This window comes from Paracoccus pantotrophus (genome assembly GCF_008824185.1).
In the GTDB taxonomy this organism is placed as follows: Bacteria; Pseudomonadota; Alphaproteobacteria; order Rhodobacterales; family Rhodobacteraceae; genus Paracoccus; species Paracoccus pantotrophus.
Map to the genome: position 1 here is coordinate 540,580 of NZ_CP044423.1, position 23,854 is coordinate 564,433.

At 68.1% G+C, this 23,854-nt stretch carries 20 protein-coding genes and 1 riboswitch; of the genes, 12 read left to right on the forward strand and 8 right to left on the reverse strand.

The genetic code is table 11. The features are described from left to right. Positions 1-32 precede the first annotated feature (32 nt). A complete protein-coding gene (locus tag ESD82_RS02595) occupies positions 33-842 on the reverse strand; it encodes a FadR/GntR family transcriptional regulator (protein ID WP_024842554.1) in 810 nt (269 codons plus the stop codon). Positions 843-1,005: 163 nt separating this feature from the next. Here ESD82_RS02595 and ESD82_RS02600 point away from each other — a divergent pair, with 163 nt between their 5' ends. From ESD82_RS02600 to glcF, 3 genes are read left to right on the forward strand one after another with little or no spacing between them, the layout of a single operon-like run. After that, positions 1,006-2,445 (forward strand): FAD-linked oxidase C-terminal domain-containing protein, encoded by a 1,440-nt coding sequence (locus ESD82_RS02600; protein ID WP_407672801.1) that lies wholly within the window; start codon positions 1,006-1,008, stop codon positions 2,443-2,445. After that, positions 2,442-3,575 carry an FAD-binding protein gene (locus ESD82_RS02605; protein WP_147429068.1) on the forward strand — a complete coding sequence of 378 codons (1,134 nt, stop codon included), beginning with the start codon at positions 2,442-2,444 and terminating at the stop codon, positions 3,573-3,575. The genes ESD82_RS02600 and ESD82_RS02605 overlap by 4 nt, the downstream gene beginning before the upstream one ends. A 1-nt stretch (position 3,576) precedes the next feature. Further along, a complete protein-coding gene (gene glcF, locus ESD82_RS02610) occupies positions 3,577-4,872 on the forward strand; it encodes a glycolate oxidase subunit GlcF (protein ID WP_147429067.1) in 1,296 nt (431 codons plus the stop codon). A gap of 92 nt (positions 4,873-4,964) precedes the next feature. Here glcF and cysN read toward each other — a convergent pair whose 3' ends face one another. Next, on the reverse strand, positions 4,965-6,887 hold the full coding sequence (gene cysN, locus ESD82_RS02615; RefSeq protein ID WP_024842558.1) for a sulfate adenylyltransferase subunit CysN: 1,923 nt from the start codon (positions 6,885-6,887) through the stop codon (positions 4,965-4,967). Between the two features lies 1 nt (position 6,888). Then, positions 6,889-7,824 (reverse strand): sulfate adenylyltransferase subunit CysD, encoded by a 936-nt coding sequence (gene cysD / locus ESD82_RS02620; protein ID WP_024842559.1) that lies wholly within the window; start codon positions 7,822-7,824, stop codon positions 6,889-6,891. Between cysD and ESD82_RS02625 the strand changes: the two genes are divergently transcribed. From ESD82_RS02625 to ESD82_RS02660, 8 genes are all read left to right on the forward strand, one after another. Next, positions 7,805-8,182 carry a hypothetical protein gene (locus ESD82_RS02625; RefSeq protein ID WP_147429066.1) on the forward strand — a complete coding sequence of 126 codons (378 nt, stop codon included), beginning with the start codon at positions 7,805-7,807 and terminating at the stop codon, positions 8,180-8,182. The genes cysD and ESD82_RS02625 overlap by 20 nt on opposite strands. Positions 8,183-8,278: 96 nt before the next feature. Beyond that, positions 8,279-9,871 (forward strand): glycerol-3-phosphate dehydrogenase, encoded by a 1,593-nt coding sequence (gene glpD, locus ESD82_RS02630; RefSeq protein ID WP_147429065.1) that lies wholly within the window; start codon positions 8,279-8,281, stop codon positions 9,869-9,871. A 14-nt stretch (positions 9,872-9,885) separates the two neighbouring features. Next, a complete protein-coding gene (locus ESD82_RS02635) occupies positions 9,886-10,965 on the forward strand; it encodes an ABC transporter ATP-binding protein (protein ID WP_147429064.1) in 1,080 nt (359 codons plus the stop codon). 1 nt (position 10,966) lies between these two features. Next, positions 10,967-12,052: an ABC transporter ATP-binding protein gene (locus tag ESD82_RS02640; RefSeq protein ID WP_024842562.1), complete on the forward strand. Its 1,086-nt coding sequence runs from the start codon at positions 10,967-10,969 to the stop codon at positions 12,050-12,052. Then, entirely contained in the window at positions 12,052-12,939 is an 888-nt protein-coding gene (locus ESD82_RS02645; RefSeq protein ID WP_024842563.1) for a carbohydrate ABC transporter permease, read from the forward strand. The genes ESD82_RS02640 and ESD82_RS02645 overlap by 1 nt, the downstream gene beginning before the upstream one ends. Then, on the forward strand, positions 12,939-13,742 hold the full coding sequence (locus ESD82_RS02650; protein WP_024842564.1) for a carbohydrate ABC transporter permease: 804 nt from the start codon (positions 12,939-12,941) through the stop codon (positions 13,740-13,742). The genes ESD82_RS02645 and ESD82_RS02650 overlap by 1 nt, the downstream gene beginning before the upstream one ends. Further along, positions 13,742-14,167, forward strand: coding sequence for a DUF2160 domain-containing protein (locus ESD82_RS02655; RefSeq protein WP_024842565.1), 426 nt, complete (start codon positions 13,742-13,744; stop codon positions 14,165-14,167). Before ESD82_RS02650 ends, ESD82_RS02655 begins: the two co-directional genes overlap by 1 nt. A gap of 38 nt (positions 14,168-14,205) precedes the next feature. Continuing rightward, positions 14,206-15,927: an ABC transporter substrate-binding protein gene (locus ESD82_RS02660; protein ID WP_147429063.1), complete on the forward strand. Its 1,722-nt coding sequence runs from the start codon at positions 14,206-14,208 to the stop codon at positions 15,925-15,927. Between the two features lie 157 nt (positions 15,928-16,084). Here the strand turns inward: ESD82_RS02660 and ESD82_RS02665 are convergent, their stop codons facing one another. From ESD82_RS02665 to ESD82_RS02685, 5 genes are read right to left on the reverse strand one after another with little or no spacing between them, the layout of a single operon-like run. Further along, positions 16,085-17,089: a DUF6925 family protein gene (locus ESD82_RS02665; protein WP_147429062.1), complete on the reverse strand. Its 1,005-nt coding sequence runs from the start codon at positions 17,087-17,089 to the stop codon at positions 16,085-16,087. Next, positions 17,086-17,841: an ABC transporter ATP-binding protein gene (locus ESD82_RS02670; RefSeq protein ID WP_114669112.1), complete on the reverse strand. Its 756-nt coding sequence runs from the start codon at positions 17,839-17,841 to the stop codon at positions 17,086-17,088. Before ESD82_RS02670 ends, ESD82_RS02665 begins: the two co-directional genes overlap by 4 nt. 2 nt (positions 17,842-17,843) lie before the next feature. After that, positions 17,844-18,836: a FecCD family ABC transporter permease gene (locus ESD82_RS02675; protein ID WP_024842569.1), complete on the reverse strand. Its 993-nt coding sequence runs from the start codon at positions 18,834-18,836 to the stop codon at positions 17,844-17,846. Next, positions 18,833-19,684, reverse strand: coding sequence for an ABC transporter substrate-binding protein (locus ESD82_RS02680; RefSeq protein ID WP_147429061.1), 852 nt, complete (start codon positions 19,682-19,684; stop codon positions 18,833-18,835). The genes ESD82_RS02675 and ESD82_RS02680 overlap by 4 nt, the downstream gene beginning before the upstream one ends. Next, positions 19,678-21,597: a TonB-dependent receptor plug domain-containing protein gene (locus ESD82_RS02685; protein ID WP_024842571.1), complete on the reverse strand. Its 1,920-nt coding sequence runs from the start codon at positions 21,595-21,597 to the stop codon at positions 19,678-19,680. Before ESD82_RS02685 ends, ESD82_RS02680 begins: the two co-directional genes overlap by 7 nt. 133 nt (positions 21,598-21,730) lie before the next feature. Further along, positions 21,731-21,946, reverse strand: a riboswitch (cobalamin riboswitch). Positions 21,947-22,078: 132 nt separating this feature from the next. On the opposite strand from ESD82_RS02685, the gene ESD82_RS02690 reads away from it, so the two are divergent. Next, positions 22,079-23,854 carry an SLC13 family permease gene (locus ESD82_RS02690; RefSeq protein WP_147429060.1) on the forward strand — a complete coding sequence of 592 codons (1,776 nt, stop codon included), beginning with the start codon at positions 22,079-22,081 and terminating at the stop codon, positions 23,852-23,854.

The window sequence follows — 23,854 nt, forward strand, 5'->3', positions numbered from 1 at the left end:
GCCGGGCACCGTCCCGGCCTTTTTCCTGCCGGCTAGCCCTCTGCGGCGGGGGCGGCTTTCGCGCCAGCCGCGCGCGTTCCAGCGCCGCCGCCGTTCAGCCGGCGCAGCGACAGGTCCAGCCGCGCCTCGGCCTCGCGGATCTCGCGGCTGGCTTGGCGCAGATAACGGATATGTTCGCACGCCGCCTGCCGCGCGGCTTCCGCATCGCGGGCAAGGATCGCTTCGGCGATGGCGCGGTGCTGCTGGCGCAGCAATTCGCGGATGGCCGGCACCGCGAACAGCCGGCTGCGGTTCTGGATCACGTCCGAGCGCAAGACCCCTGCCAGCGCCTGCATGATCTGCAAAAGCGTCAGGTTGTGGCTGGCCTCATAGATCAGCAGGTGCAATTCGGCATCCGCCTCGGCCTCCTCCTTGGTATCGGCGCGGGCATGGGCGCGGTCCATGCGCCCGAGGCAGTCGCGGATGCGTGCCAGCTCCACCTCGGTCGCGCGCTCTGCCGCCAGCCCTGCTGCCGCGCTTTCGACGATGCCGCGGAACTCCAGGTAATCGTCGGCCGCCTCGGCATGGCGGACCAGCATGGCGATCAGCGGATCGGTGATCGCGGCCTGGCCCAGGGCCGCCACCCGGCTGCCGCGCCCGCCGGCGCTGGTCAGCAGCCCGCGTTCCTCCAGGATCTTCAGCCCGTCGCGCAGGGTCGAGCGCGAGACGTTCAGCCGCTCGGCCAGCTCGCGCTCGGGCAAGAGCCGCTCGTCCGGGCGCAGCGACCCTTCCAGGATCAGCGATTCGAGATGCTGGGCCACGGCCTCGGCGGCGCGTTCGGATTTTACGGAAGCGTTGGTCATGGGCGCTCATGCGGTTTTGCCGGATCGTGGCCATGTAAGCACAAATCCCGCATGATGGTACAGAAAAATACCGATTGACTAACATGGTCTGAAAATAATACCAAGAATGCAGGGGCAGAGGACGGCCCCGCCACGAAGGGAGAAGAGCTTGTCCGGTATCGCCATGCCCCAGCCCGATGCGGGCATCCTTGCGCGCCTGCCGCAGATCGTCGCGGCCCTGCGCGACGTCCTGCCCGAGGATGCCGTGATCTGGGATCCCGAGGAGACGCGGGCCTATGAATGCGATGCGCTGACCGCCTATCGCTGCCCGCCCTTGGCCGTGGTGCTGCCGCGCACCACCGAAGAGGTCGCCGCCGCCATGCGCATCTGCCACGAAATGCGCGTGCCGGTGGTGCCGCGCGGCGCGGGCACCTCGCTGGCCGGGGGGGCGCTGCCCACCGCGGACAGCGTCATCATCGCCACCCTGCGGCTGCGCGAGGTGCTGGAGATCGACACCCAGAACCGCTTCATCCGCGTGCAGACCGGCGTGACCAATCTTTCGGTCAGCGCCGAGTTGGAGCCGCATGGCTTCTTCTATGCGCCCGACCCGTCCTCGCAGTTGGCCTGCACCATCGCCGGCAATATCGCGATGAACTCGGGCGGGGCGCATTGCCTGAAATACGGCGTGACCACCAACAACCTGATGGGCGCCACGGTGGTCCTGCCCAGCGGCGAGGTGGTCGAGCTGGGCGGGCCGGAAATGGGGCCGACGGGCTTGGACCTGATGGGGCTTCTCTGCGGCTCGGAGGGCCAGCTCGGCATCGTGACCGAGGCCACCCTGCGCATCCTGCCGCGGCCCGAGGGTGCGCGGCCGGTGCTGATCGGCTTCGACGGCGCCGAGGTGGCGGGGGAATGCGTGGCGCGGATCATCCGCTCGGGCGTGCTGCCGGTCGCCATCGAATACATGGACGATGTCTGCCTGCGCGCGGTCGAGGCCTTTGCCCATGCCGGCTATCCCGATTGCGCCGCGGTGCTGATCGTCGAGGTCGAGGGCTCTCCGGCCGAGATCGACCACCAGATCGCCCGCATCCGTGAGATCGCGGGTGCCCTGAACCCGGTCGAGTTCCGCGAAAGCCGCAATGCCGATGAGGCCATGGCGATCTGGAAGGGCCGCAAATCGGCCTTCGGCGCCATGGGCCGGCTGGGCGATTACATTTGCCTGGACGGCACGGTGCCGGTGGGGCAGCTGCCCTATACGCTGAAGATGATCGGCGAGTTGTCGCGCCAGCACGGGCTGGAGGTCGCGAACGTCTTCCATGCCGGTGACGGCAACATGCACCCGCTGATCCTGTTCAACGCCAACAAGCCCGGCGACCTGGAACGCGCCGAGGCTTTCGGCAACGACATCCTGCGGCTTTGCGTCGATGTCGGCGGCTGCCTGACCGGCGAGCATGGCGTGGGCATCGAAAAGCGCGACCTGATGGGCAAGCAATATGACGGCCCCGACCTGGAGATCCAGATGGCGGTCAAGGATGTTTTCGACCCACGCTGGCTGCTCAATCCGGCCAAGGTCTTTCCGCTGGATGCAAGCCAGCCCTGGCGCGAGGAGGCAGCCACCCGATGATCCCCGAGACCCCCAGCCGCGCGGGGCTGAACCCCGCCAGCGAGGCCGAGCTTGGCGCCCTGATCGCCGAGCGTTTCGCCGCCCGCCAGCCGCTGCGCCTTGCCGGCGGCGGCACGCGGGTCGAGACCGGCGCCGTGCCGGGCGACACCCTGTCTACCGCCGCGATCTCGGGCGTCGTGACCTATGAGCCGGGCGAGATGACGCTGATCGCCCGCGCCGGCACGCCCTTGGACCAGATCCAGGCGATGCTGGCCGCCGAGGGCCAGGCGCTGGCCTTCGAGCCCGCCGACATGCGCGGCGTGCTGGGCCAGGGCGGCACGCCGACCATCGGCGGCGTGGTTGCGGCCAATGCCAGCGGCCCGCGCCGGCTGCTGGCCGGGGCCTGCCGCGACCATCTGCTGGGCCTGCGCTTCGTCGACGGGCAGGGCAGGGTGCTGAAGAACGGCGGCAGGGTGATGAAGAACGTCACCGGCCTCGATCTGGGCAAGCTCTTTTGCGGTGCGCATGGCACGCTGGGCGTGTTGACCGAGGTGGCGCTGAAGACCCTGCCGCACCTGCCCGACCGCTGTACGCTGGGCTTTCACGGCGTTACGGTCGAGGAGGCGGTGGCGATCTTTTCGGCTGCGCTGGCGACGCCTTTCGAGGTCTCGGGCGCCGCCTTCCGCGACGGCACCGCCTGGCTGCGGGTCGAGGGGCTGGGGCCGCAGATGGATTATCGCCGCGACCGGCTGCTGGCGCTGCTGGCACCGCGCGAGGCCGAGCTTCTGGATGCCGAGGCCACCCTGGCCCTGTGGCGCGAGCTGCGCGATCTGGCGCATTTCGCCGGCACGGACGCGCCGCTCTGGCGGGTGCTGGTCAAGCCCAGCGACGCCCCGGCCGCGGCGCGGGCCTTGCAGGCGCTGGGGGGCGAGGCGTCGCTCGACTGGGGCGGCGGGCTGGTCTGGTATTGCGGGCCGGGGACGGCCCAGGCGGTGCGGCAGGTCGCCCCCCATGCCACGTTGCTGCGGCGCGGCGGGCTCACCGGCCCGGCCTTCCCGCCCGAGGCCCCGGCCGTCGCCCGGCTTTCGGCCGGGCTGCGCCAGAGGTTCGACCCCGCCGGCATCCTCAATCCCGGCCTGATGGATCAGTGACATGCAGACCAATTTCACGCCCCAGCAACTGGCCGACCCCGGCACCGCCCGCGCCAACGAGATCCTGCGCAGCTGCGTCCATTGCGGCTTTTGCACCGCGACCTGCCCGACCTACAAGGTGCTGGGCGACGAGCTGGACAGCCCGCGCGGCCGCATCTACCTGATCAAGGACATGCTGGAGAACGGCAAGATCCCCGACGCCAAGACCGTCGGTCATATCGACCGCTGCCTCAGCTGCCTTTCCTGCATGACCACCTGCCCCTCGGGCGTGCATTACATGCATCTGGTCGATCACGCCCGCGAATATATCGAAAAGACCTATCGCCGCCCCCTGGGCGAGCGGGCGCTGCGCTGGCTTCTGGCGCGCATCCTGCCCTATCCGGGCCGTTTCCGGCTGGCGCTGATGGGTGCGAAACTCGCGCGGCCGTTTCGGCGGCTGGTGCCGGATGCGCGGCTGCGGGCGATGCTGGACATGGCGCCAAGGGACATTCCCCCGCCCAGCCTGAACGACCGCCCGCAGGTCTTTGCCGCCGAGGGGCCGCGCCGCAAGCGGGTGGCGCTGCTGATCGGCTGCGCGCAAAGGGCGCTGAACACCGACATCAACGACGCGACCATCCGCCTGCTGCGCCGGCACGGCTGCGAGGTGGTGATCCCGCGCGGCCTGGGCTGCTGCGGTGCGCTGACCCATCACATGGGCAAGACCGACGAAAGCCACGCCATGGCGGCCGCCAATATCCGCGCGCTGATGGCCGAGGTCGCGGGCGAGGGGCTGGACGCGGTGGTCATCAACACCTCGGGCTGCGGCACCACGGTCAAGGATTACGGGCATATGTTCGCGCATGACCCGCTGGCCGCGGATGCCGCGCGGGTCGCGGCCTTGGCCAGGGACATCACCGAGGTCATGGCCGATCTGGGCCTGCGCGAACCCGGCCATGCCGAGCCCTTGCGCGTCGGCTATCATGCCGCCTGTTCGTTGCAGCACGGCCAGCAGATCCGCGCGACGCCCAAGGAATTGCTGGCCGCCGCCGGCTTCACCGTGCTGGAGCCCAGGGATGCGCATATCTGCTGCGGCTCGGCCGGCACCTACAACCTGATGCAGCCGGCGATCTCGGCCGAGCTGAAGCGCCGCAAGGTCGAGACGCTGGAGGCGCTGACCCCGCAGGTCATCAGCGCCGGCAATATCGGCTGCATGATGCAGATCGGCTCGGGCACCGGGGTGCCGGTCGTCCATACGGCCGAACTGCTCGACTGGGCCACCGGCGGGCCAAGGCCGCGGGCGCTGGCGGACACGGCCTGACGCCGCCGCTTGGAAAAGCCCGACCCCGACATGCGAACGGCGGCCGCAACCCGGCCGCCGTTCTTTTGTCTCATCCACGAAGGGGCGGGGCGTCAGCTCATCTCGCGCAGCACGTATTGCACGATGCGCTCGGCTGCGTCCTCGGGCGTCAGCTCGACGGTGTTCACGGTCAGCTCGGCATTCTGCGGCTGCTCATAGGGGCTGTCGATGCCGGTGAAGTTCTTCAGCTGGCCCGACCGCGCCTTTTTATACAGCCCTTTGACATCGCGTGCCTCGGCCACCTCCAGCGGCGTGTCGACGAAGACCTCGACGAACTCGCCCGGCGCCATCAGGTCGCGCACCATCTGCCGCTCCGAGCGGAAGGGCGAGATGAAGGCGGTCAGCACGATCAGCCCGGCATCGGTCATCAGCCGCGCCACCTCGCCCACGCGGCGGATGTTTTCCACCCGGTCGGCATCGGTGAAGCCAAGGTCGCGGTTCAGCCCGTGGCGGATGTTGTCGCCGTCCAGCAGGAAGGTGTGCTTGCCCAGGGCATGCAGCTTTTTCTCGACGATATTGGCGATGGTCGACTTGCCCGAGCCCGACAGGCCGGTGAACCAGACCACGGCGGGCTTCTGGTTCTTCAGCGCCGCATGGGCATCGCGGTTCACGTCCAGCGCCTGCCAGTGGATGTTTTGCGACCGGCGCAGGGCGAAATGGATCATGCCCGCCGCCACCGTGGCATTGGTCATGCGGTCGATCAGGATGAAGCCGCCCAGGTCGGGGTTCTGGGCATAGGCCTCGAAGGGGATCGGCCGGTCGGTCGAGATGTTCACCACGCCGATCGCATTCAGCCCCAGCGTCTTGCTGGCCAGATGCTCCAGCGTGTTGACATTGACCTCATACTTGGGCTCGGTGACGGTCGCGGTGACGGTCTGGGTGCCGATCTTCAGCAGGTAGGGGCGGCCCGGCAGCATCTCCTGCTCGGCCATCCAGACCAGCGTGGCCTCGAACTGGTCGGCGACCTCGCAGGGCTGGTCGGATTGCACGATCACGTCGCCGCGCGAGCAGTCGATCTCGTCGGCGAAGGTCAGCGTCACCGACTGGCCGGCAACGGCCAGGTCCAGCTCGCCGTCATAGGTGACGATGGACTTGACCGTGGTGGTCTTGCCCGAGGGCAGCACCCGGATCGCGTCGCCCGGCCGCACCATGCCCGCGCCGATCTGGCCGGCAAAGCCGCGGAAATCCAGGTTCGGCCGGTTCACCCATTGCACCGCCATGCGGAAGGGCTGGTCCAGCATGCGCGTGTCGCTGACCGGCGCCTCTTCCAGATGGCCCAGCAGCGTCGGGCCCTGATACCAGTGCATGTTGTCGCTGTGGCTGACGATATTGTCGCCCTTGAGCCCCGAGATCGGGATCGGCAGGAAGCTGTCCATGCCGATCTGCTTGGCGAAATGCGAATAATCCGCGACGATGTCGTAGAACCGCTCGGCCGAGTAATCGACCAGGTCCATCTTGTTCACCGCCAGCACCACGTTCTGGATGCCCAGCAGGTTCACCAGATAGCTGTGCCGCCGGGTCTGGGTCAGCACGCCCTGCCGCGCGTCGATCAGGATCACCGCAAGGTCGGCGGTCGAGGCGCCGGTGACCATGTTGCGGGTATACTGCTCGTGACCGGGCGTGTCGGCAACGATGAACTTGCGCTTATCGGTGGCGAAAAAGCGATAGGCCACGTCGATGGTGATGCCCTGTTCGCGCTCGGCGGCCAGGCCGTCGACCAGCAGGGCGAAGTCGATCTCGCCGCCCTGGGTGCCCACGGCCTTGGAATCGCTTTCCAGGCTGGCAAGCTGGTCCTCGAAGATCATCTTGCTGTCATAGAGCAACCGGCCGATCAGCGTGGACTTGCCGTCATCGACCGAACCGCAGGTGATGAAGCGCAGCATGGTCTTGTGCTGGTGCTTCAGCAGATAGGCGTTGATGTCCTCGGCGATCAGCGTGTCCGTGACATAGACGGGGTTCTTCATCTCGTGGTTCATCTCAGAAATACCCCTCTTGCTTCTTTTTCTCCATCGAGGCCGACTGGTCGTGGTCGATGGCGCGGCCCTGCCGCTCGGACGTGGTGGTCAGCAGCATTTCCTGGATGACCTCGGGCAGGGTCTTGGCGTTCGATTCCACCGCGCCGGTCAGCGGATAGCAGCCCAGCGTGCGGAAGCGCACCGATTTCATCATCGGCTGCTCGCCGTCGCGCAGGCGGAAGCGGTCGTCATCGACCATGATCAGCAGGCCGTCGCGTTCCACCACCGGCCGCAGGTCCGAGAAATACAAGGGCACGATGTCGATGTTTTCCAGGTGGATATACTGCCAGATGTCCAGCTCGGTCCAGTTCGACAGCGGGAAGACCCGGATCGATTCGCCCTTGCCCTTGCGGGTGTTGTAAAGCTTCCACAGCTCGGGGCGCTGGTTCTTGGGATCCCAGCGGTGGTTGGCCGAGCGGAACGAGAACACCCGCTCCTTGGCGCGCGATTTCTCCTCGTCGCGGCGGGCGCCGCCGAAGGCCACGTCGAAGTTGTATTGGCTCAGCGCCTGCTTCAGACCGTCGGTCTTCCACATGTCGGTATGCAGGCTGCCGTGGTCGAAGGGGTTGATGCCCTTTTCCATCGCCTCGGGGTTGTGGTGGACGATCAGCTCCATGCCCGCCTGCGCCGCGGCGCGGTCGCGCAGCTCGTACATGGCGCGGAACTTCCAGGTGGTATCCACATGCAGAAGCGGGAAGGGCGGCGGGGCCGGGTAGAATGCCTTCTTCGCCAGATGCAGCATGCAGGCCGAATCCTTGCCCACCGAATAGAGCATCACCGGATTGTCGGCCGTTGCCACGACCTCGCGCATGATCTGGATGCTTTCGGCTTCAAGCCGCTGAAGATGGGTCAGCGTGGCCACCTGACCCCCGGTTTCTATGACGGATTGGCTGTTCATCTGGTCGGCCCTTGTTCTAGGATGCGCCGTCCTTGCCAGATTTTCCCGGCAAGACCAAGCCCGGCGCTGGCAAAACGGCGTCACTTTGCCGCATCGCCGGCATTGTTGCTGCATTGCGGCAACGTCGGGCCGGGTGAAAGGGCCGTGCGCGGGCGTGAAAATGCCTTTCTACCTGCGGTTGCTGCGGCCATATGATTCTAAAACGTTCGTTTCAGTTCGTTCCTGGTGGCTGATGGGCGCCTGCCTGCGCGACCTTGCGGGAAAAACCGCGCATTCCATCGCCGATTCCTTGCTGCAAGCGCAATATTTCGCCGCGAATCATGCTGCATTGCCGCAGGTGTTCATTCGTTTATCGTAAAAACGATCATAAGCGAAAATTTTCGCTTGACCGGAGTCACGAAGCCGTTACACCTTTCGGCTATCGACGGACGCGCAGCGACGGGGAGGGATCGGCGTGCCGGCACCAACGCGGCCCCAGGCCGACCTTTTCATCATCGGCGGTGGAATCAACGGCTGCGGCATCGCGCGCGACGCGGCGGGGCGCGGGCTTTCGGTCACGCTGGCCGAGATGGGCGACCTGGCGCAGGCGACCTCCTCGGCATCGACCAAGCTGTTCCATGGCGGGCTGCGCTATCTGGAGTTCTTTGAATTCCGCCTGGTGCGCGAGGCGCTGGAGGAGCGCGAGACCCTGCTGGCCGCGATGCCGCATATCTCCTGGCCGATGCGCTTCGTGCTGCCCTGGTCGCCCGACATGCGCTTCGAGGCCGACACGCCGACCTCGCGCATCCTGTCCTGGACGATGCCCTGGCTGCGCGGCCGCCGGCCAGCCTGGCTGATCCGGCTGGGGCTGTTCCTTTACGACAACCTGGGCGGGCGCAAGATCCTGCCGGGAACCAGGCGGCTTGACCTGTCCCGCGATCCGCTGGGCCTGCCGCTGAAGCCGGGCTTTCGGCTGGGCTGGGAATATTCCGATTGCTGGGTGCAGGATTCGCGTCTGGTGGTGCTGAACGCCCGCGATGCGCGGGCGCGCGGCGCCACCATCCTGACCCGCACCCGCGTCACCCGTGCCGAGCGCGCGGACGGGCTGTGGCGCATCACCACCGAGGGGCCGGGGGGCACGCGCATCCACCACGCCCGCGCGCTGGTCAATGCCGGCGGGCCCTGGGTCGAGGACGTGATCCGCAACGTCGCGCATATCCCCTCGGCCGAGGGCGTGCGGCTGGTGCGCGGCAGCCATATCGTCGTGCCGCGGCTTTACGACCACGACCGCTGCTATTTCTTCCAGGGCACGGACGGGCGGATCATCTTCGCGATTCCCTTCGAGGAAGATTTCACCCTGATCGGCACCACCGACATGGACCATCGCGCCCCCCCCGGCGAGGCGCGCTGCACCGAGGAAGAGCGCGACTATCTCTGCGCCTTCGCCAGCCGCTATTTCGCCCGCCCGGTGACGCCCGACCAGGTGGTCTGGACTTATTCCGGGGTGCGGCCGCTTTACGACGATGGTGCCAAATCGGCCACGGCGGCGACGCGGGACTATGTCCTCAGCCTGCAGGATGGCGAGGCGGGCGGGGCGCCGCTGCTCAATGTCTTCGGCGGCAAGATCACTACCTATCGCCGGCTGGCCGAGGGCGCGCTGGCCAGGCTCGCACCCTTCTTTCCGCAGGCGGGCGGGGACTGGACCGCGCGGGTGCCGCTGCCGGGCGGCGATTTCCCGGTGGACGGGGTCGAGGCTCTGGTCGCGCAGTTGCAGGCGCGCCATCCCTTCCTGTCGCCACGGCTGTCGCGCCGGCTGGTGCGCAGCTACGGCACCGAGTCCTTCCTGCTGCTCGATGGCGCCGCAAGCCTCGGGGATCTGGGCCGCGATTTCGGCGCCGGGCTGACCGAGGCCGAGGTGATGTGGCTGATCCGCCATGAATTCGCCCAGACCGCCGAGGACATCCTGTGGCGCCGCACCAAGCTGGGCCTGCACATGACCGAGGCGCAGCGCCGCGAGCTGGAGGCCTTCGTGGACCGGCACCACGCCGCCCATTCGGCAGCGGAATAGGGGGAGGACGGGCCGTGCTGGACTTGCAGGGCGTATCGCGGTCGGTCGGCGGCCGGGCGCATATCCATCCCACCAGCCTGACCTTGCAAAGGGGCAGCATGAACGTGCTGCTGGGGCCGACGCTGTCGGGCAAGACCAGCCTGATGCGGCTGATGGCGGGGCTGGACCAGCCGACGACCGGCCGCATCCTCTGGGACGGGCGGGACGTGACCGGCCAGCGGGTGCAGGACCGCGGCATCGCCATGGTCTATCAGCAATTCATCAACTATCCCGGCCTTTCGGTCTATGAAAACATCGCCTCGCCCCTGCGCATCCTGCGCCGGCCGCGGGACGAGATCGACCGCAAGGTGCGCGAGACCGCCGAGATGCTGCGCCTGACGCCGATGCTGGCGCGCAAGCCGCTGGAGCTTTCGGGCGGCCAGCAGCAACGCTGCGCCCTGGCCCGCGCGCTGGTCAAGGGCGCCGGGCTGGTGCTGCTGGACGAGCCGCTGGCGAATCTCGACTACAAGCTGCGGGAAGAGCTGCGGATCGAGATCCCGCGCATCTTCGAGGCGTCGGGCGCGATCTTCGTCTATGCCACCACCGAGCCCGAGGAGGCGCTGCTCTTGGGCGGCCATACCGCGACGCTGTGGCAGGGCCGGGTGACGCAGTTCGGCCCGACGCCCACGGTCTATCGCCAGCCGGTCGATGCGACCACGGCGCGGGTGTTCAGCGACCCGCCGATGAATTTCGTCGCCGCCCGCAAGCAGGGCGGTGCCGTCAGCTTCGGCGACAGCGCGCTGGCTTCGGGCGGTTTCGCCGACCTGGCCGACGGCGCCTATCTGGCCGGGTTCCGCGCCAACCACCTGTCGCTGGCCCGGCAAGGAACGGCGGCGGTTGCTTTCGCCTGCACGCTCGTCGGGACCGAGATCACCGGCTCGGAAACCTTCGTCCATGTCGAGCATGGCGCCGACCGCTGGGTCGGGCTGGTCGAGGGCGTGCATCCCTTGACCCCCGGCCAGCCGCTGACGGTCTGGCTGGACCCGGCGCATGTCTATCTGTTCGACGCGTCCGGGCGGCTTGCCGCTCCGGCCGCCTATGCGAGGGCGGCCTGACATGGCGCGGATCTCCCTGCAGAACCTGGCCCACAGCTACCTTCCCCATCCCCGGTCCGAGGCGGATTACGCGCTCAAGCAGATGGACCATGTCTGGCAGGATGGCGGCGCCTATGCGCTGCTGGGCGCCTCGGGCTGCGGCAAGACCACGCTTCTGAACATCATCTCGGGGCTTCTGACCCCCAGCCAGGGCCGGGTGCTGTTTGGCGAGCGCGACGTGACCGCGGCCCCCACGGCCGAGCGCAACATCGCCCAGGTGTTCCAGTTCCCGGTGGTCTACGACACCATGACGGTGCGCGACAACCTGGCCTTCCCGCTGAGGAACCGCGGCAAGGACGCCGCCTATGTCAAGGCGCGGGTGGATCAGATCGCCCGCATGATCGGCATGGAGGCATGGCTGAACCGCAAGGCGCAGGGCCTGACCGCCGATGCCAAGCAGAAGATCAGCCTGGGGCGCGGCATGGTGCGCGAGGACGTGAACGCGATCCTGTTCGACGAGCCGCTGACCGTCATCGACCCGCAGATGAAATGGGAGCTGCGCACCCAGCTCAAGGAACTGCACCGCCAGTTCGGCCATACCATGATCTACGTCACCCACGACCAGACCGAGGCGCTGACCTTTGCCCAGCAGGTCGTGGTCATGCATGAGGGCCGCGTGGTGCAGATGGGCACGCCCGAGGAACTGTTCGAAAAGCCCGCCCATACCTTCGTGGGCTATTTCATCGGCTCGCCCGGCATGAACTTCCTCGATGCCGCGCTGCAGGGCGACCGCGCCCTGCTGCCCGGCGGCGAGGCGGTGGCGCTGGGGGCGCATTATCCCCCGGTCGCGGGCCGGGTGCAGATCGGCATCCGCCCCGAACATGCCAGGCTGGTGGCCGGCGGCGGGCTGGCCCTGACCATCCGCCGCATCGAGGACGTGGGCCGGCATCGGCTGGTGCGCGGCGAGGTGGCGGGCCGGCCGCTGAACGTGGTCATGCCCGAGGGCCTGCCGGTCGAGGGCCTGCCGCAGGTCGCCTTCGCGCCGGGCAAGATCAACGTCTATGCCGACGACTGGCGCGTCGCGCCGCTGGATGAGGGGGCCGGCTGATGGAAAAGACCCAGAACAACAAGGCCTGGTTTCTGGTCCTGCCGGTGCTGGTCGTGGTCGCCTTTTCGGCGGTGATCCCGCTGATGACGGTGGTGAACTATTCGGTGAACGACACGTTCGGCAACAACGCCTTCTTCTGGGCGGGGCTCGAATGGTTCGACGAGATGGTGCATTCCCGCCGCCTGCACGGGGCGCTGGGACGGCAGGCGCTGTTTTCCGCCATCATCCTGGCCATCGAGGTGCCGCTGGGCATCTTCGTGGCGCTGAACATGCCCAAGAAGGGCTTCTGGTCCAGCCTGGTGCTGGTGCTGATGGCGCTGCCCCTGCTGATCCCCTTCAATGTCGTGGGCACGATCTGGCAGATCTTCGGCCGCACCGACATCGGCCTGCTGGGGCGGGGGCTCAAGGCGCTGGGGCTGGACTACAACTACACGAATGATCCGATCGACGCCTGGATCACCGTGATCGTCATGGATGTCTGGCACTGGACCAGCCTGGTCGCGCTGCTCTGCTATGCCGGTCTGCAATCCATCCCGCAGGCCTATTACCAGGCCGCCCGGATCGACCAGGCCAGCCGCTGGGCGGTGTTTCGCTACATCGAGCTGCCCAAGATGAAGGGCGTGCTGCTGATCGCCGTGCTGCTGCGCTTCATGGACAGCTTCATGATCTATACCGAGCCCTTCGTCGTCACCGGCGGCGGGCCCGGCAACTCGACCACCTTCCTGTCCATCGACCTGGTGAAGATGGCGGTGGGGCAGTTCGACCTCGGTCCCGCCGCCGCCTTCTCGATCATGTATTTCCTGGTGATCCTGCTGGTCAGCTGGGTGTTCTACACCGTCATGACCAATATCGACCGCCGCCAGGACGACATCCCGGAGGGCATGTGATGCGCGTGAAGCCCTCGGCCCTGGTGATGCTGATCTACCTGCTGTTCCTGCTGGTGCCGATCTACTGGCTGGTCAACATGAGCCTCAAGACCAATGCCGAGATCACCGGCACCTTCAGCCTTTATCCGCACAACCTGACCCTGCGGAACTATCGGGTGATCCTGACCGATCCCAGCTGGTACATGGGCTATGTGAACTCGATCATCTACGTGGTGATGAACACGGTGATTTCCGTCGCCGTGGCGCTGCCCGCCGCCTATGCCTTCAGCCGCTACAGCTTCATGGGCGACAAGCACCTGTTCTTCTGGCTCTTGACCAACCGCATGTCGCCGCCGGCGGTCTTTGCGCTGCCCTTCTTCCAGCTTTATTCCTCGGTCGGGCTTTTCGACACGCATATCGCGGTGGCGCTGGCGCATTGCCTGTTCAACGTGCCGCTGGCGGTCTGGATCCTGGAAGGCTTCATGCGCGGCGTCCCGAAGGAGATCGACGAGACCGCCTATATCGACGGCTACAGCTTCCCGCGCTTCTTCGTACGGATCTTCATGCCGCTGATCGCCAGCGGGATCGGGGTCGCCGCCTTCTTCTGCTTCATGTTCAGCTGGGTCGAGCTGCTCTTGTCCCGCACGCTGACCTCGGTGAATGCCAAGCCCATCGCGGCGACGATGACGCGCACGGTTTCCGCAAGCGGCATGGATTGGGGCGTGCTGGCGGCGGCGGGGGTGCTGACCATCATTCCCGGCGCCTTGGTCATCTGGTTCGTGCGCAACTACATCGCCAAGGGCTTTGCCCTGGGGAGGGTCTGATGTCCGACGCCGCCATCCCGACGCACAAGCGCATCGCCTGGCCGGCGATCTATGCCGGGGCCGCCCTGCTGATGGGCGCGATCCTGGGCCTGCTGGTCTTGGCCACGCCGGTCAGGGACGGGGCCAGGGACTGGACCGGCCCGATGGTTCCCGGCGGCTGGATGGCCTGGACCTTTCCGGTGGCGCTGTTCTTCTGGGTGATCGCCAGCCTGCTGGTCTTGTTCACCATCCTGGCCATCCGCTTTCCGGAAACCCCGCGCCGCGGCATCCTGCGCATCGAGACGACGCGCGGCGACCGGTTGTTCATCTCGCTTCTCGGCTCGGCCTTCATCTGCCTGGGCTGGCTGTTCTTCGCAGGCCCGCCGCTGTGGTGGGGGCTCGCGCTCTGCCTCGTTTATGCCGCGGCGGTGTTCCGCTGGGTCTGACGGGGATCGGGAAACGGTGTCTCATCAGGGAGGAAAACATGAGACCGATGCAAAGGACCACGGCCATGGCGCTTGCGCTGATGGTCATGGGCGCGCCCGCCTGGGCGGACATGGAGGCGGCCAAGAGGTTCCTTGACGCCGAGATCGGCGATCTGTCCTCGCTTTCGCGCGAGGACCAGGAAAAGGAGATGCAATGGTTCATCGACGCCGCGCAGCCGCTGGCGGGGATGGAGATCAAGGTGGTCTCGGAAACCATCACCACGCATGAATACGAGGCCAAGGTGCTGGCGCCGGCCTTCACCGCCATCACCGGCATCCGGGTCACCCACGACCTGATCGGCGAGGGCGACGTGGTCGAGAAGCTGCAGACCCAGATGCAGACCGGCGAGAACATCTATGACGCCTATGTCAACGACAGCGACCTGATCGGCACGCATTGGCGTTATCAGCAGGCGCGCAGCCTGACCAGGTGGATGGAGGAGGAGGGCAAGGACTTCACCAGCCCGACGCTGGACCTTGACGATTTCATCGGGCTGGAGTTCACCACCGCCCCGGACGGCGAGCTCTACCAGCTGCCCGACCAGCAATTCGCCAACCTCTACTGGTTCCGCTACGACTGGTTCAACGACCCGAAGACCCAGGAGGATTTCAAGGCGAAATACGGCTACGACCTGGGCGTGCCGGTCAACTGGTCAGCCTATGAGGACATCGCCGAGTTCTTCACCGGCCGCGACATGTCCTATGTCGAGGGCGGCCCGACCAGGGCCTGGGGCAACATGGATTACGGCAAGAAGGATCCCAGCCTCGGCTGGCGCTATACCGATGCCTGGATGTCCATGGCCGGCATGGGCGACAAGGGCGAGCCGAACGGGCTGCCGGTCGACGAATGGGGCATCCGCGTCGACGAGAACTCGCGCCCCGTCGGTTCCTGCGTGGCGCGGGGCGGGGCGACCAACGACGCGGCGGCGGTCTATGCCGTGACCAAGGCCATCGACTGGCTCAAGAAATACACTCCGCCCGAGGCCATGGGCATGACCTTCGGCGAGGCGGGGCCGGTCCCGGCGCGCGGCGATATCGCCCAGCAGATGTTCTGGTACACCGCCTTCACCGCCGATATGGTCAAGCCCGGCACGCCGGTGATGAACGAGGACGGCACGCCGAAATGGCGCATGGCCCCCAGCCCGCACGGCGCCTATTGGTCCGAGGGCACCAAGATCGGCTATCAGGACGTGGGCTCCTGGACGCTGATGAAATCGACGCCGGTGGATCGCGCGCAGGCCGCCTGGCTTTACGCGCAATTCGTGACCTCGAAGACCGTGGACGTGAAGAAATCCCATGTCGGGCTGACCTTCATCCGCGAATCGACGATCCAGGACCAGTCCTTTACCGAGCGCGCGCCGCAGCTTGGCGGGCTGGTCGAGTTCTATCGCTCGCCCGCCCGCGTGCAATGGTCGCCGACCGGCACCAATATCCCCGATTATCCGAAGCTCGCGCAGCTCTGGTGGCAGAACATCGGCGACGCGCTTTCCGGTGCCAAGACCCCGCAAGAGGCGCTGGACGCGCTTTGCGCCGAGCAGGAGCGGGTGCTGGAGCGGCTGGAGCGCGCCGGCGTGCAGGGCGACCTGGGCCCCAAGATGAACGAGGGAAAGGATCCGCAGGAATGGCTGGCCGCCGAGGGCTCGCCCGTCGGCCCGCTGGAGAACGAAAAGCCGCAGGGCGAGACGATCTCCTATGACGAGCTGCTGAAGTCCTGGCAGTAATCGGCCTTGCGGGGCGGGGCTTCGGCCTCGCCCCTTTCCCTCGGGCCCAAGCCAGGCCGGAACCGCCGCCCTTGACCAGGGCGGAACCGACCGCCGCGGGGATGAAAAAAAGCGCCGTCAGGGCCAGGCGGGGCGGCCCGCCCCGCCTTTGCGGCGGTCAGTGGCCGGGTGCGTCCTGATCCGCGGGCGCCGCGTCGCGGTCGAAAGCCGCGCGCCATTGCGACAGCAGCGCCGAGGGTCCGTCCCGGCGTTCGGCCTGGCGCAGCGCGATGCGCAGCGCGGCGCGGGCATGGCGGTCGCCGGGCTCGGCCAGGGCCGAGGGCGGCTCGCCCGCTTCCAGCGCCGCCCAGACCCGTGCCTTCAGAGCATGGCGTTCGGCATCGCCCCAATCGGCCAGCATGGCCTGGAAATCGGCAAAGGCGGTGGCGTCGAAATCGCGGTCCTGGCCCAGGCTGTCCATGACCGGGCTGGTCGGATGCAGCCCGGCGACCGGCACCAGCCCGGGCGGGATCGGCGTATTCGCCGAATGGGTGCGGCCGGTGCGCAAAAGCTGCGGCAGGATATGCGTATGCGGCCCGACGGGCGAGATGCCGCCGGTATCGGGCCCGCCGATCTTCTGCCAGACCTCGATGCGCCCGATGCGGGTCAGCGCCACGCGATGCGGATGGGCGGGCAGGATCGCCGCCATGGCGCGGCTTTCCGGGTCGAGGACCGAGCGGCCGCATTCCGCCCGCAGCCGCGCGACCAGCACCGGATCGTCGCTGCGGATGCAGAAATCCACCTGCGGCTGGTCCAGGCCCAGGTCGAACAGCACCGCCCCGCGATCCTGGTCGCGCAGCGCGCCCGCATCGGGGCCAAGCTCGGTCAGCACCCGGCGCCGCGCCGTGCCCAGCCGCCCCTCGGGCAGGCAGAGCGAGACGCCCTGCTGCCAGCGATGCGGGCGCGGGCTCAGCGCCTCCCAGGCGATGGGGGTCAGGTCGGCCAGGTCGTCCAGCCGCACCCCTCCGCGTTCGGTAACGATGCCGCAGCCCTCCAGCGGCTGCGGCGGCGGATCGCCCGCGACATGGTGGAACTCGGCGATGGCCCCGAAGGAGCCCATGGACCATCCCGCCCCGGTATCGGTCATCAGCGCGCCCAGCCGGTCCGCCAGCATGTCGGTCATCGGTCCTCTCCCTCAATGGTGCCGAGCGGCTGGAACAGGATGCCGCCGGGGCCCTGCGCCAGATGGGCGGTGATGCCGAAGACGCGGGCGAGGTTTTCGGCGGTCAGCACCGCCTGGGGCGGGCCGTCGGCGGCGATCCGGCCCTGGTGCAGCATGACGAGCCGCGTGCAATGCCGCGCCGCCAGCCCCAGGTCGTGCAGCGAGGCCAGCACCGCATGACCCCGGTCGGCCAGCCGGGAAAACAGCCGCATCGCGTCGATCTGCGCGGCCGGGTCGAGGCCCGCGATGGGCTCGTCGGCGATCAGCAGCGGGGTTTCCTGGGCGAGCGCGCGGGCGATCAGGGTGCGGGCCTGCTCGCCCCCCGACAATTCGGTGGCGCGGCGGTGGCGCAAGGGGCTCAGGTGCAGCGCCGCGATGGCGCGCTCGATCGCGGCGCGGTCTTCCGCGCTGGCGGAATGCGGATGCGCGATGCGGCCAAGCGCCACCAGCGCCTCGACCGGCATCGGCCAGGCGATCTCGCGGCCCTGCGGCATATAGGCGGCGGCGCGGGCGCGCTCGCGCACCGAAAGCCTTGCCAGCGAGGAATGGCCCCGCGCCGGCAAGAGCCCCAGCGCCGCGCGCAGAAGCGTGGTCTTGCCGGCGCCGTTCGGACCAAGCAGGCCCACGAACTCGCCCGCGCCGATGCTGAGGTCGATGCCGTCCAGCACCGCCTGGCCGCCGCGGTCGAGCGAAAGGGCGCGAAGCTCCAGCATGGTCACAGCCCCTCGCGCCGGGTTTTCAGGATCAGGTGCAGGAAGAAGGGTGCGCCGACCAGCGCCGTGAGCACCCCGAGCTTCAGGTCGCGACCCGGTGCCAGCCAGCGCACCGCGATGTCGGCGGCCAGCACCGTGGCCGCGCCCCCCAGCGCCGCTGCCGGGACCAGCCGCGCCGGGCTGGCGCCGACGGCACGGCGCAGCACATGCGGCACCACCAGCCCGACGAAGCCCACCGTGCCGGCGACCGCCGTGGCGCCGCCGATCAGCGCCGCGATGCCCGCGACCAGCATCAGCCGCAGCCGGCCCAGGTGCACACCGCTGGAGGCCGCCGCGTCCTCGCCCAGCGTCAGGGCCTCGAGCGCGGGGCGCATGGGCCAGAGCAGGGCGAAGCCCAGCAGCATGAAGGGTGCCGCGATCCAGACATGCAGCATCGAACGGTCAGCCAGCGAGCCCATCATCCAGAACACGATCTCATTGATGGCAAAGGGATTGGGCGACAGGTTCAGCACCAGCGAGGTCGCGGCCCCCGCCAGCGCCGAGATGGCGATGCCGGCCAGGATCAGCGCCAGCGTGCCGCCGCGCGGCCCGGCAAGCATCAGCACCAGCAGCACCGACAGCGCCGCGCCCGCCAGCGCCGCCAGCGGCAGGCCCAGGGGAAAGGCGGCGGAAAGCCCGGTCTGGATCGCCAGCACCGCCCCCAGCGCGGCCGAGGCGCTGGTGCCGATCAGCCCCGGCTCGGCCAGCGGGTTGCGCAGGAAGCCTTGCAGCACCGCACCCGCCATTCCCAGCGCCGCCCCGACCATCAGCCCCAGGATGGCGCGCGGCAGGCGCAATTCGCGCATCACCAACGCCAGCAGGTCGTCGCCGCCGCGAAACAGCGCGGCCAGGCTTTCACCGGGACCGATGCCGGCCGGGCCGGTCAGCAGCGAGGCCAGGAACAGCGCCGCGACCAGCGCGGAAAGCCCGGCGAAAAGCAGGCCCTGCCGGTTCATGGCGCGTCCCGCAGGGCCAGCCGCGCGTCGCGCAGCCCCGCCACGGCACGCAGGATGAAGGGAGTGCCGCAGATCCAGTCGGGGTCCGAGATGACCTCGGCCGGCCTGCCCCGGCTCAGCGCCTTCAGCGCCGGGTGGTCCAGCATCTCCTGCGCGCGGGCATGGCCGTCGTAGCGGCGGCCCTCGATCAGCAGGTCGGGATCGGCAAGCAGCAGCGATTCCAGCGCCAGCGTCCCGCCTGCCGGCAGGCCGAGTTCATCGGCGATATTGTCGAATCCGGCCAGATCCACGATCTGCCCGGCCAGGCTGTCGCGGCCGGAACTGTAGCCGTTGGCCATGTAAAGCGCCGCGCGCGGCCGCGGCCCCGGCGGCGCATCGGCCAGCCGCGCCAGGTCGGCGTCGAAACGCGCCAGCATCGCTTGGGCCTGGGCCTCGCGCCCCAGCACCTCGCCCATACGGCGGATATTGGCGCGGATGCCGGCGATGTCGGTTTCGATCGGGAACATCTCGACCGGGATCTCCAGGCGCTTGAGCAGCCGGATGGTCTCGGGCGTGGACCATGCCCCGGCCAGCACCAGATCGGGCCGCATCAGGAAGATTTCCTCGGCCAGGCCGTGGTTGACAGGCAGCCGCGCCGCCTGATCCGCCATGGCCGAGGCGGTCGGATCCTGCGCCAGATAGGAGACCGAGACCAGCTGGCCCGGCGCCGCCAGCATCAGCGCCAGCTGGTCGGTGCAGAGGTTCATCGACAGCACCCGGCGCGGCGGCTCGGCCGCGCCGGGCTGGAAAAATCCCGGCAGGATCAGGCCGGCCAGAAGGCCGGCGACAAGGCCGAGCCGCCTTACCATTTCGCCGTCAGGCCGGCGTAAAGGGTGCGGCCCTGACCGTAATAGCCCCAGGATTCGGAATAGTCCCGGTCGAACAGGTTCACCACGCGGCCTGTCAGGCGCAGGTTTTCGGTCAGGTCATAGCCGGCGGCCAGGTTGACGGTGACGTAATCGGGCAATTCGGTGGTCGGCGGGCTGTAGTTCCTGAACCATTCCGCGTCGTAACTGCTGCCGGCATAGCGCAGATCGGCTGTGACCGAACCGCGCCCCTGCGCAATATCGGCCGTCGCGCGCAGGCCAAGCAGGTGGCGGGGCTGGCGCACGACGGGCTGGTCGTCCTCTGTGCGGGCATCCGTGTAGGTATAGGTCGCGCCCAGCCGAAGCCAGTCGGTCGCTTCATATTCCAGGTCGGCCTCGAACCCCTTGCGCTTGCTGGTGCCGTCAAGGTTTTGCGACGTGTTGCCGGTCCCGATGATCATATCCTCGACCTTGCTGGTGAAAAGCGTCACTCCCAGCGCGCCCCGCCCCGCGGCAAAGTTCCAGTCGGCGCCGATTTCCTGGCTGCGGCTGGTTTCGGGCGTCAGATCGGCATTGCCGTCATAGCTGCCCGGCGCATAGCCATAAAGTTCGAACATGGTGGGATTGACGATGGCTTTGCCGGCCGCTGCGCGCAGACGCAGGTCGCGGCCGGGCACCTGCCATGCCGCGGCGATGTTCCAGGTGGTCGCATGGCGGAAATCGTCGTTGAAATCGCGCCGCATGCCGGCCTGGACGCCGATCCCGTTGTCGAACTGTCCCTGATATTCCAGAGAGGCCGATTTCGTGTCGCGCTCGTACCGGCCGCCCGATGCAAAGGAGTTCTCGTAGATCTCGCGTTTCTTCTGCACCGCCACATTCAGCTTTTGCGCGGCATCGCGGGCATTGCCGCCATCCAGCGCCCAACTGCCGGTATATTTGAAGTTCCGCAGCCGCGAGGCGTCGCTGTAATCCGGCAGGCCGCCGTTGAAATGCGCCGTGTTCTGGTTGGCGCCAGAGACGGCAAAGCGGTTGAGCAGCCTGCCGCCGAAAGCTTCGCCTTCCAGCCACAGCGAACCATAGGTTTCGTCCCGGTCGGCGGTCAGCGGTGCGTCGACGATATAGTCGTCGGGCGAATCCACGAAAGAGACGGCCCGGTCATAACCGTATTCCTGCCAGATGCGCCTAAGCGTGAAACCGACGGTCGCGCTTTCGGTCAGATCATATGAGCCGTTCAGGCCCAGCACGCGCTGCCGGTTGAACTCGGTATCCCCGCCGGGGCTGCGCGATTCGTCCTCGCCATCGGTGCGGCGCGCCACCGCGGACAGGCTGATGCTGCCGCGCCCGTCCCCCGCCTGCACAAAGGCGCTGGCGGTGCGGGTGTCCAACCCGCCGATCTCGACCGTGCCGCCATAGCCCGGCCCCTGCGCAGAGGCGCGACGGGTGGTGATCGAGATGACGCCGGATGCGGCATTGGCGCCGTAGATGGCGGATTGCGGGCCGCGCAGCACCTCGATGCGCTCGATGTCCTCGGCCAGCATGCCGCTGAAGATATAGTCGCCGTTGCCGGGGGAATTGGCCTCGACCCCGTCGATCAGCACCAGCACGTGATTGGATTCGCCGCCGCGGATGCGGATCTTGGCCACCGTTTCGCCGGTCGAGGTGACGGAAAGTCCGGGGACCGTGCGCAAAGCGTCCTGGACGGTGATGACCCGGCGGCTTTGCAGGTCTTCGCTGGTCAGCACGGTATGGGCGCGGCCATAGGCGCTTTCGGCCACCGGCGACAGGCCGGCGGACAGGACCAGGGTGTCAAGCACGACCTGGTCCTGGACCTGCTGGCCCGTGGCGGCACAGGGCAACAGGGCGGCGGGCAGTACGGCGGCGGTTGTGGCCAGCAGCGAAAGCGGGGTTCTGAACATTCCAAAGCCTTTCCAGCGCGGGCCAGGCCCGCGATTTGCAGAAATGCCCTGTGGAAAGGCTGGCAGGCCCGACCGCAGGACGGCGATCGTCACCTCTGCGGAACGGCCGCTTTCCAGACGCGCCCCGCGCCGGAAATGGGTGATCGCCACGGCAGGTCTCCTGGCTCGCGGATCGCTGCTCGGGCCGGCCTTCCCAGGAGATCCCAGTGGCACGTTCGACCGTCGCTCACCGCTTACAGTTGCGGGGGTAGTCCCGGCCTTGCCCCGGCCGCATCGCGGCCCATGGGCGCACCGGTGTTCCCTTTTGATCCGGCGCAGATCCGCCGGAACCGTAGCGGCCCTGCATTGCCGCAGCCGGGCAAGGGCTGTCAAGCGCCAATCCGGTGCCGCCGGGCGGCCGCGACAACCTGTCCTGCCGCGGAACCGCCCGCCGGCCTGCGGCATTGGATAGCGTATCCGACGAAAGGGAGGGTCAAGCCACATGGCCATGCCGCAGCTCCTGGCCGTGCTGATCCTTTGCGCGATGATGGTGCTGTTCGTCTGGGGGCGGCTGCGCTACGACGTGGTGGCGATGATCGCGCTGTTGGCCTCGCTGGTGGCGGGCACGGTCAAGCCGGACGAGGCGTTCCGCGGCTTCAGCGACGATATCGTCATCATCGTCGGCAGCGCGCTGGTGGTCAGCGCCGGCATCTCGCGCTCGGGCGTGATCGAGGCGGTGATGCGCCGGATGCTGGGGCGGTTGCGGGCCCTGCGCTGGCAGCTGCTGGTGCTGGTCGGCTCGGTCACGGGCCTGTCGGCGCTGGTCAAGAACATCGGCGCGCTGGCCATGCTGATGCCCGCCGCGCTGAAGATGGCGCGGCGCTCGGGGCATTCGCCCTCGGCCTATCTGATGCCGATGGCCTTCGGCTCGCTCCTGGGCGGGCTGATCACGCTGGTCGGCACCTCGCCCAACATCATCGTCTCGCGGGTGCGCGAGCAGATGACGGGCCAGCCCTTCACCATGTTCGACTATGCGCCGGTCGGCCTCGGGCTGTCGCTGGTGGGGCTGGTCTTTCTGCTTTTCGCCCATCGGCTGCTGCCGCGCGACCGCCGTGCCACGGCCTCGCTGAGCGAGGCGGTGAACATCAGCGACTATCACACCGAAGCCACCGTCCCCGAGGGCGCCGATATCGTCGGCATGACGGTGGGCGACTATCTGGGCGCCGTCGATGGCGAGGTGGCCGTCACCGGGCTGATCCGGGGCGACGTCCGTCGCGCGGTGACACTGCCCGACACGGTGATCCGCGTCGGCGACACGCTGCTTCTGCGCGGCGAGCCGAATGCGTTGGAACGCGCCGTGACCAAGCTGGGCATGGAACTGACCCGGCAGGATGCGGCCGCCGAGGAGGGCCTGCCTGCCGACCAGATCGGTGTGATCGAGGCGGTGATCGCGCCCGCCTCGCTGCTGGTGGGGCAAAGCGTGGGGCGGATCGCGCTTTTCGACCAGCATGGCGTGAACCTGATCGCCATCTCGCGCGCCGGGCATCGCATGACCCAGCGGCTCAGCCAGACGGTGCTGGCGGCCGGCGACGTGCTGCTGGTGCAGGGGCCGATCGACCGCCTGCCCGAGCGGATGCGGGTGCTGGGCCTCTTGCCCCTGGCCGAGCGCCATATCCGGCTGGGCGGGGTGCGCAAGCAATTGCTGCCGGTGCTGATCCTGACGGTCGCCATGGCGGCGACGGCGGCGGGGCTGGTGCCTGTCGCCATCGCCTTCTTCGCCGCCGCCGTGCTGATGATCCTGACCGGCACGATCAGCGCCGAGGAGGCTTACGAGGCCATCGAATGGCCGATCCTGGTCATGCTGGGCGCGCTGATCCCGGTCAGCGAGGCGCTGCAAAAGACCGGCGTGACCGAGCTTCTGGGCGCCTGGCTGTCGCAGGCGGCGATGGGCCTGCCGGTCTGGGGTGCGGTGACGCTGATCCTGGTCGCGGCCATGGCGGTCACGCCCTTTCTGAACAATGCCGCGACCGTGCTGGTCATGGCGCCGATCGCGGCGACCTTTGCCAGCGAACTCGGCTATCGGCCCGATGCCTTCCTGATGGCGGTGGCGGTGGGGGCAGGCTGCGACTTCCTGACCCCCATCGGGCATCAGTGCAACACGCTGGTCATGGGGCCGGGCGGCTATCGCTTTGGCGATTACGCCCGGCTGGGCGCGCCGCTGTCGGTGCTGGTGGTGCTGACCGGCGTGCCGCTGATCCTGATGGTCTGGCCGGTGTGA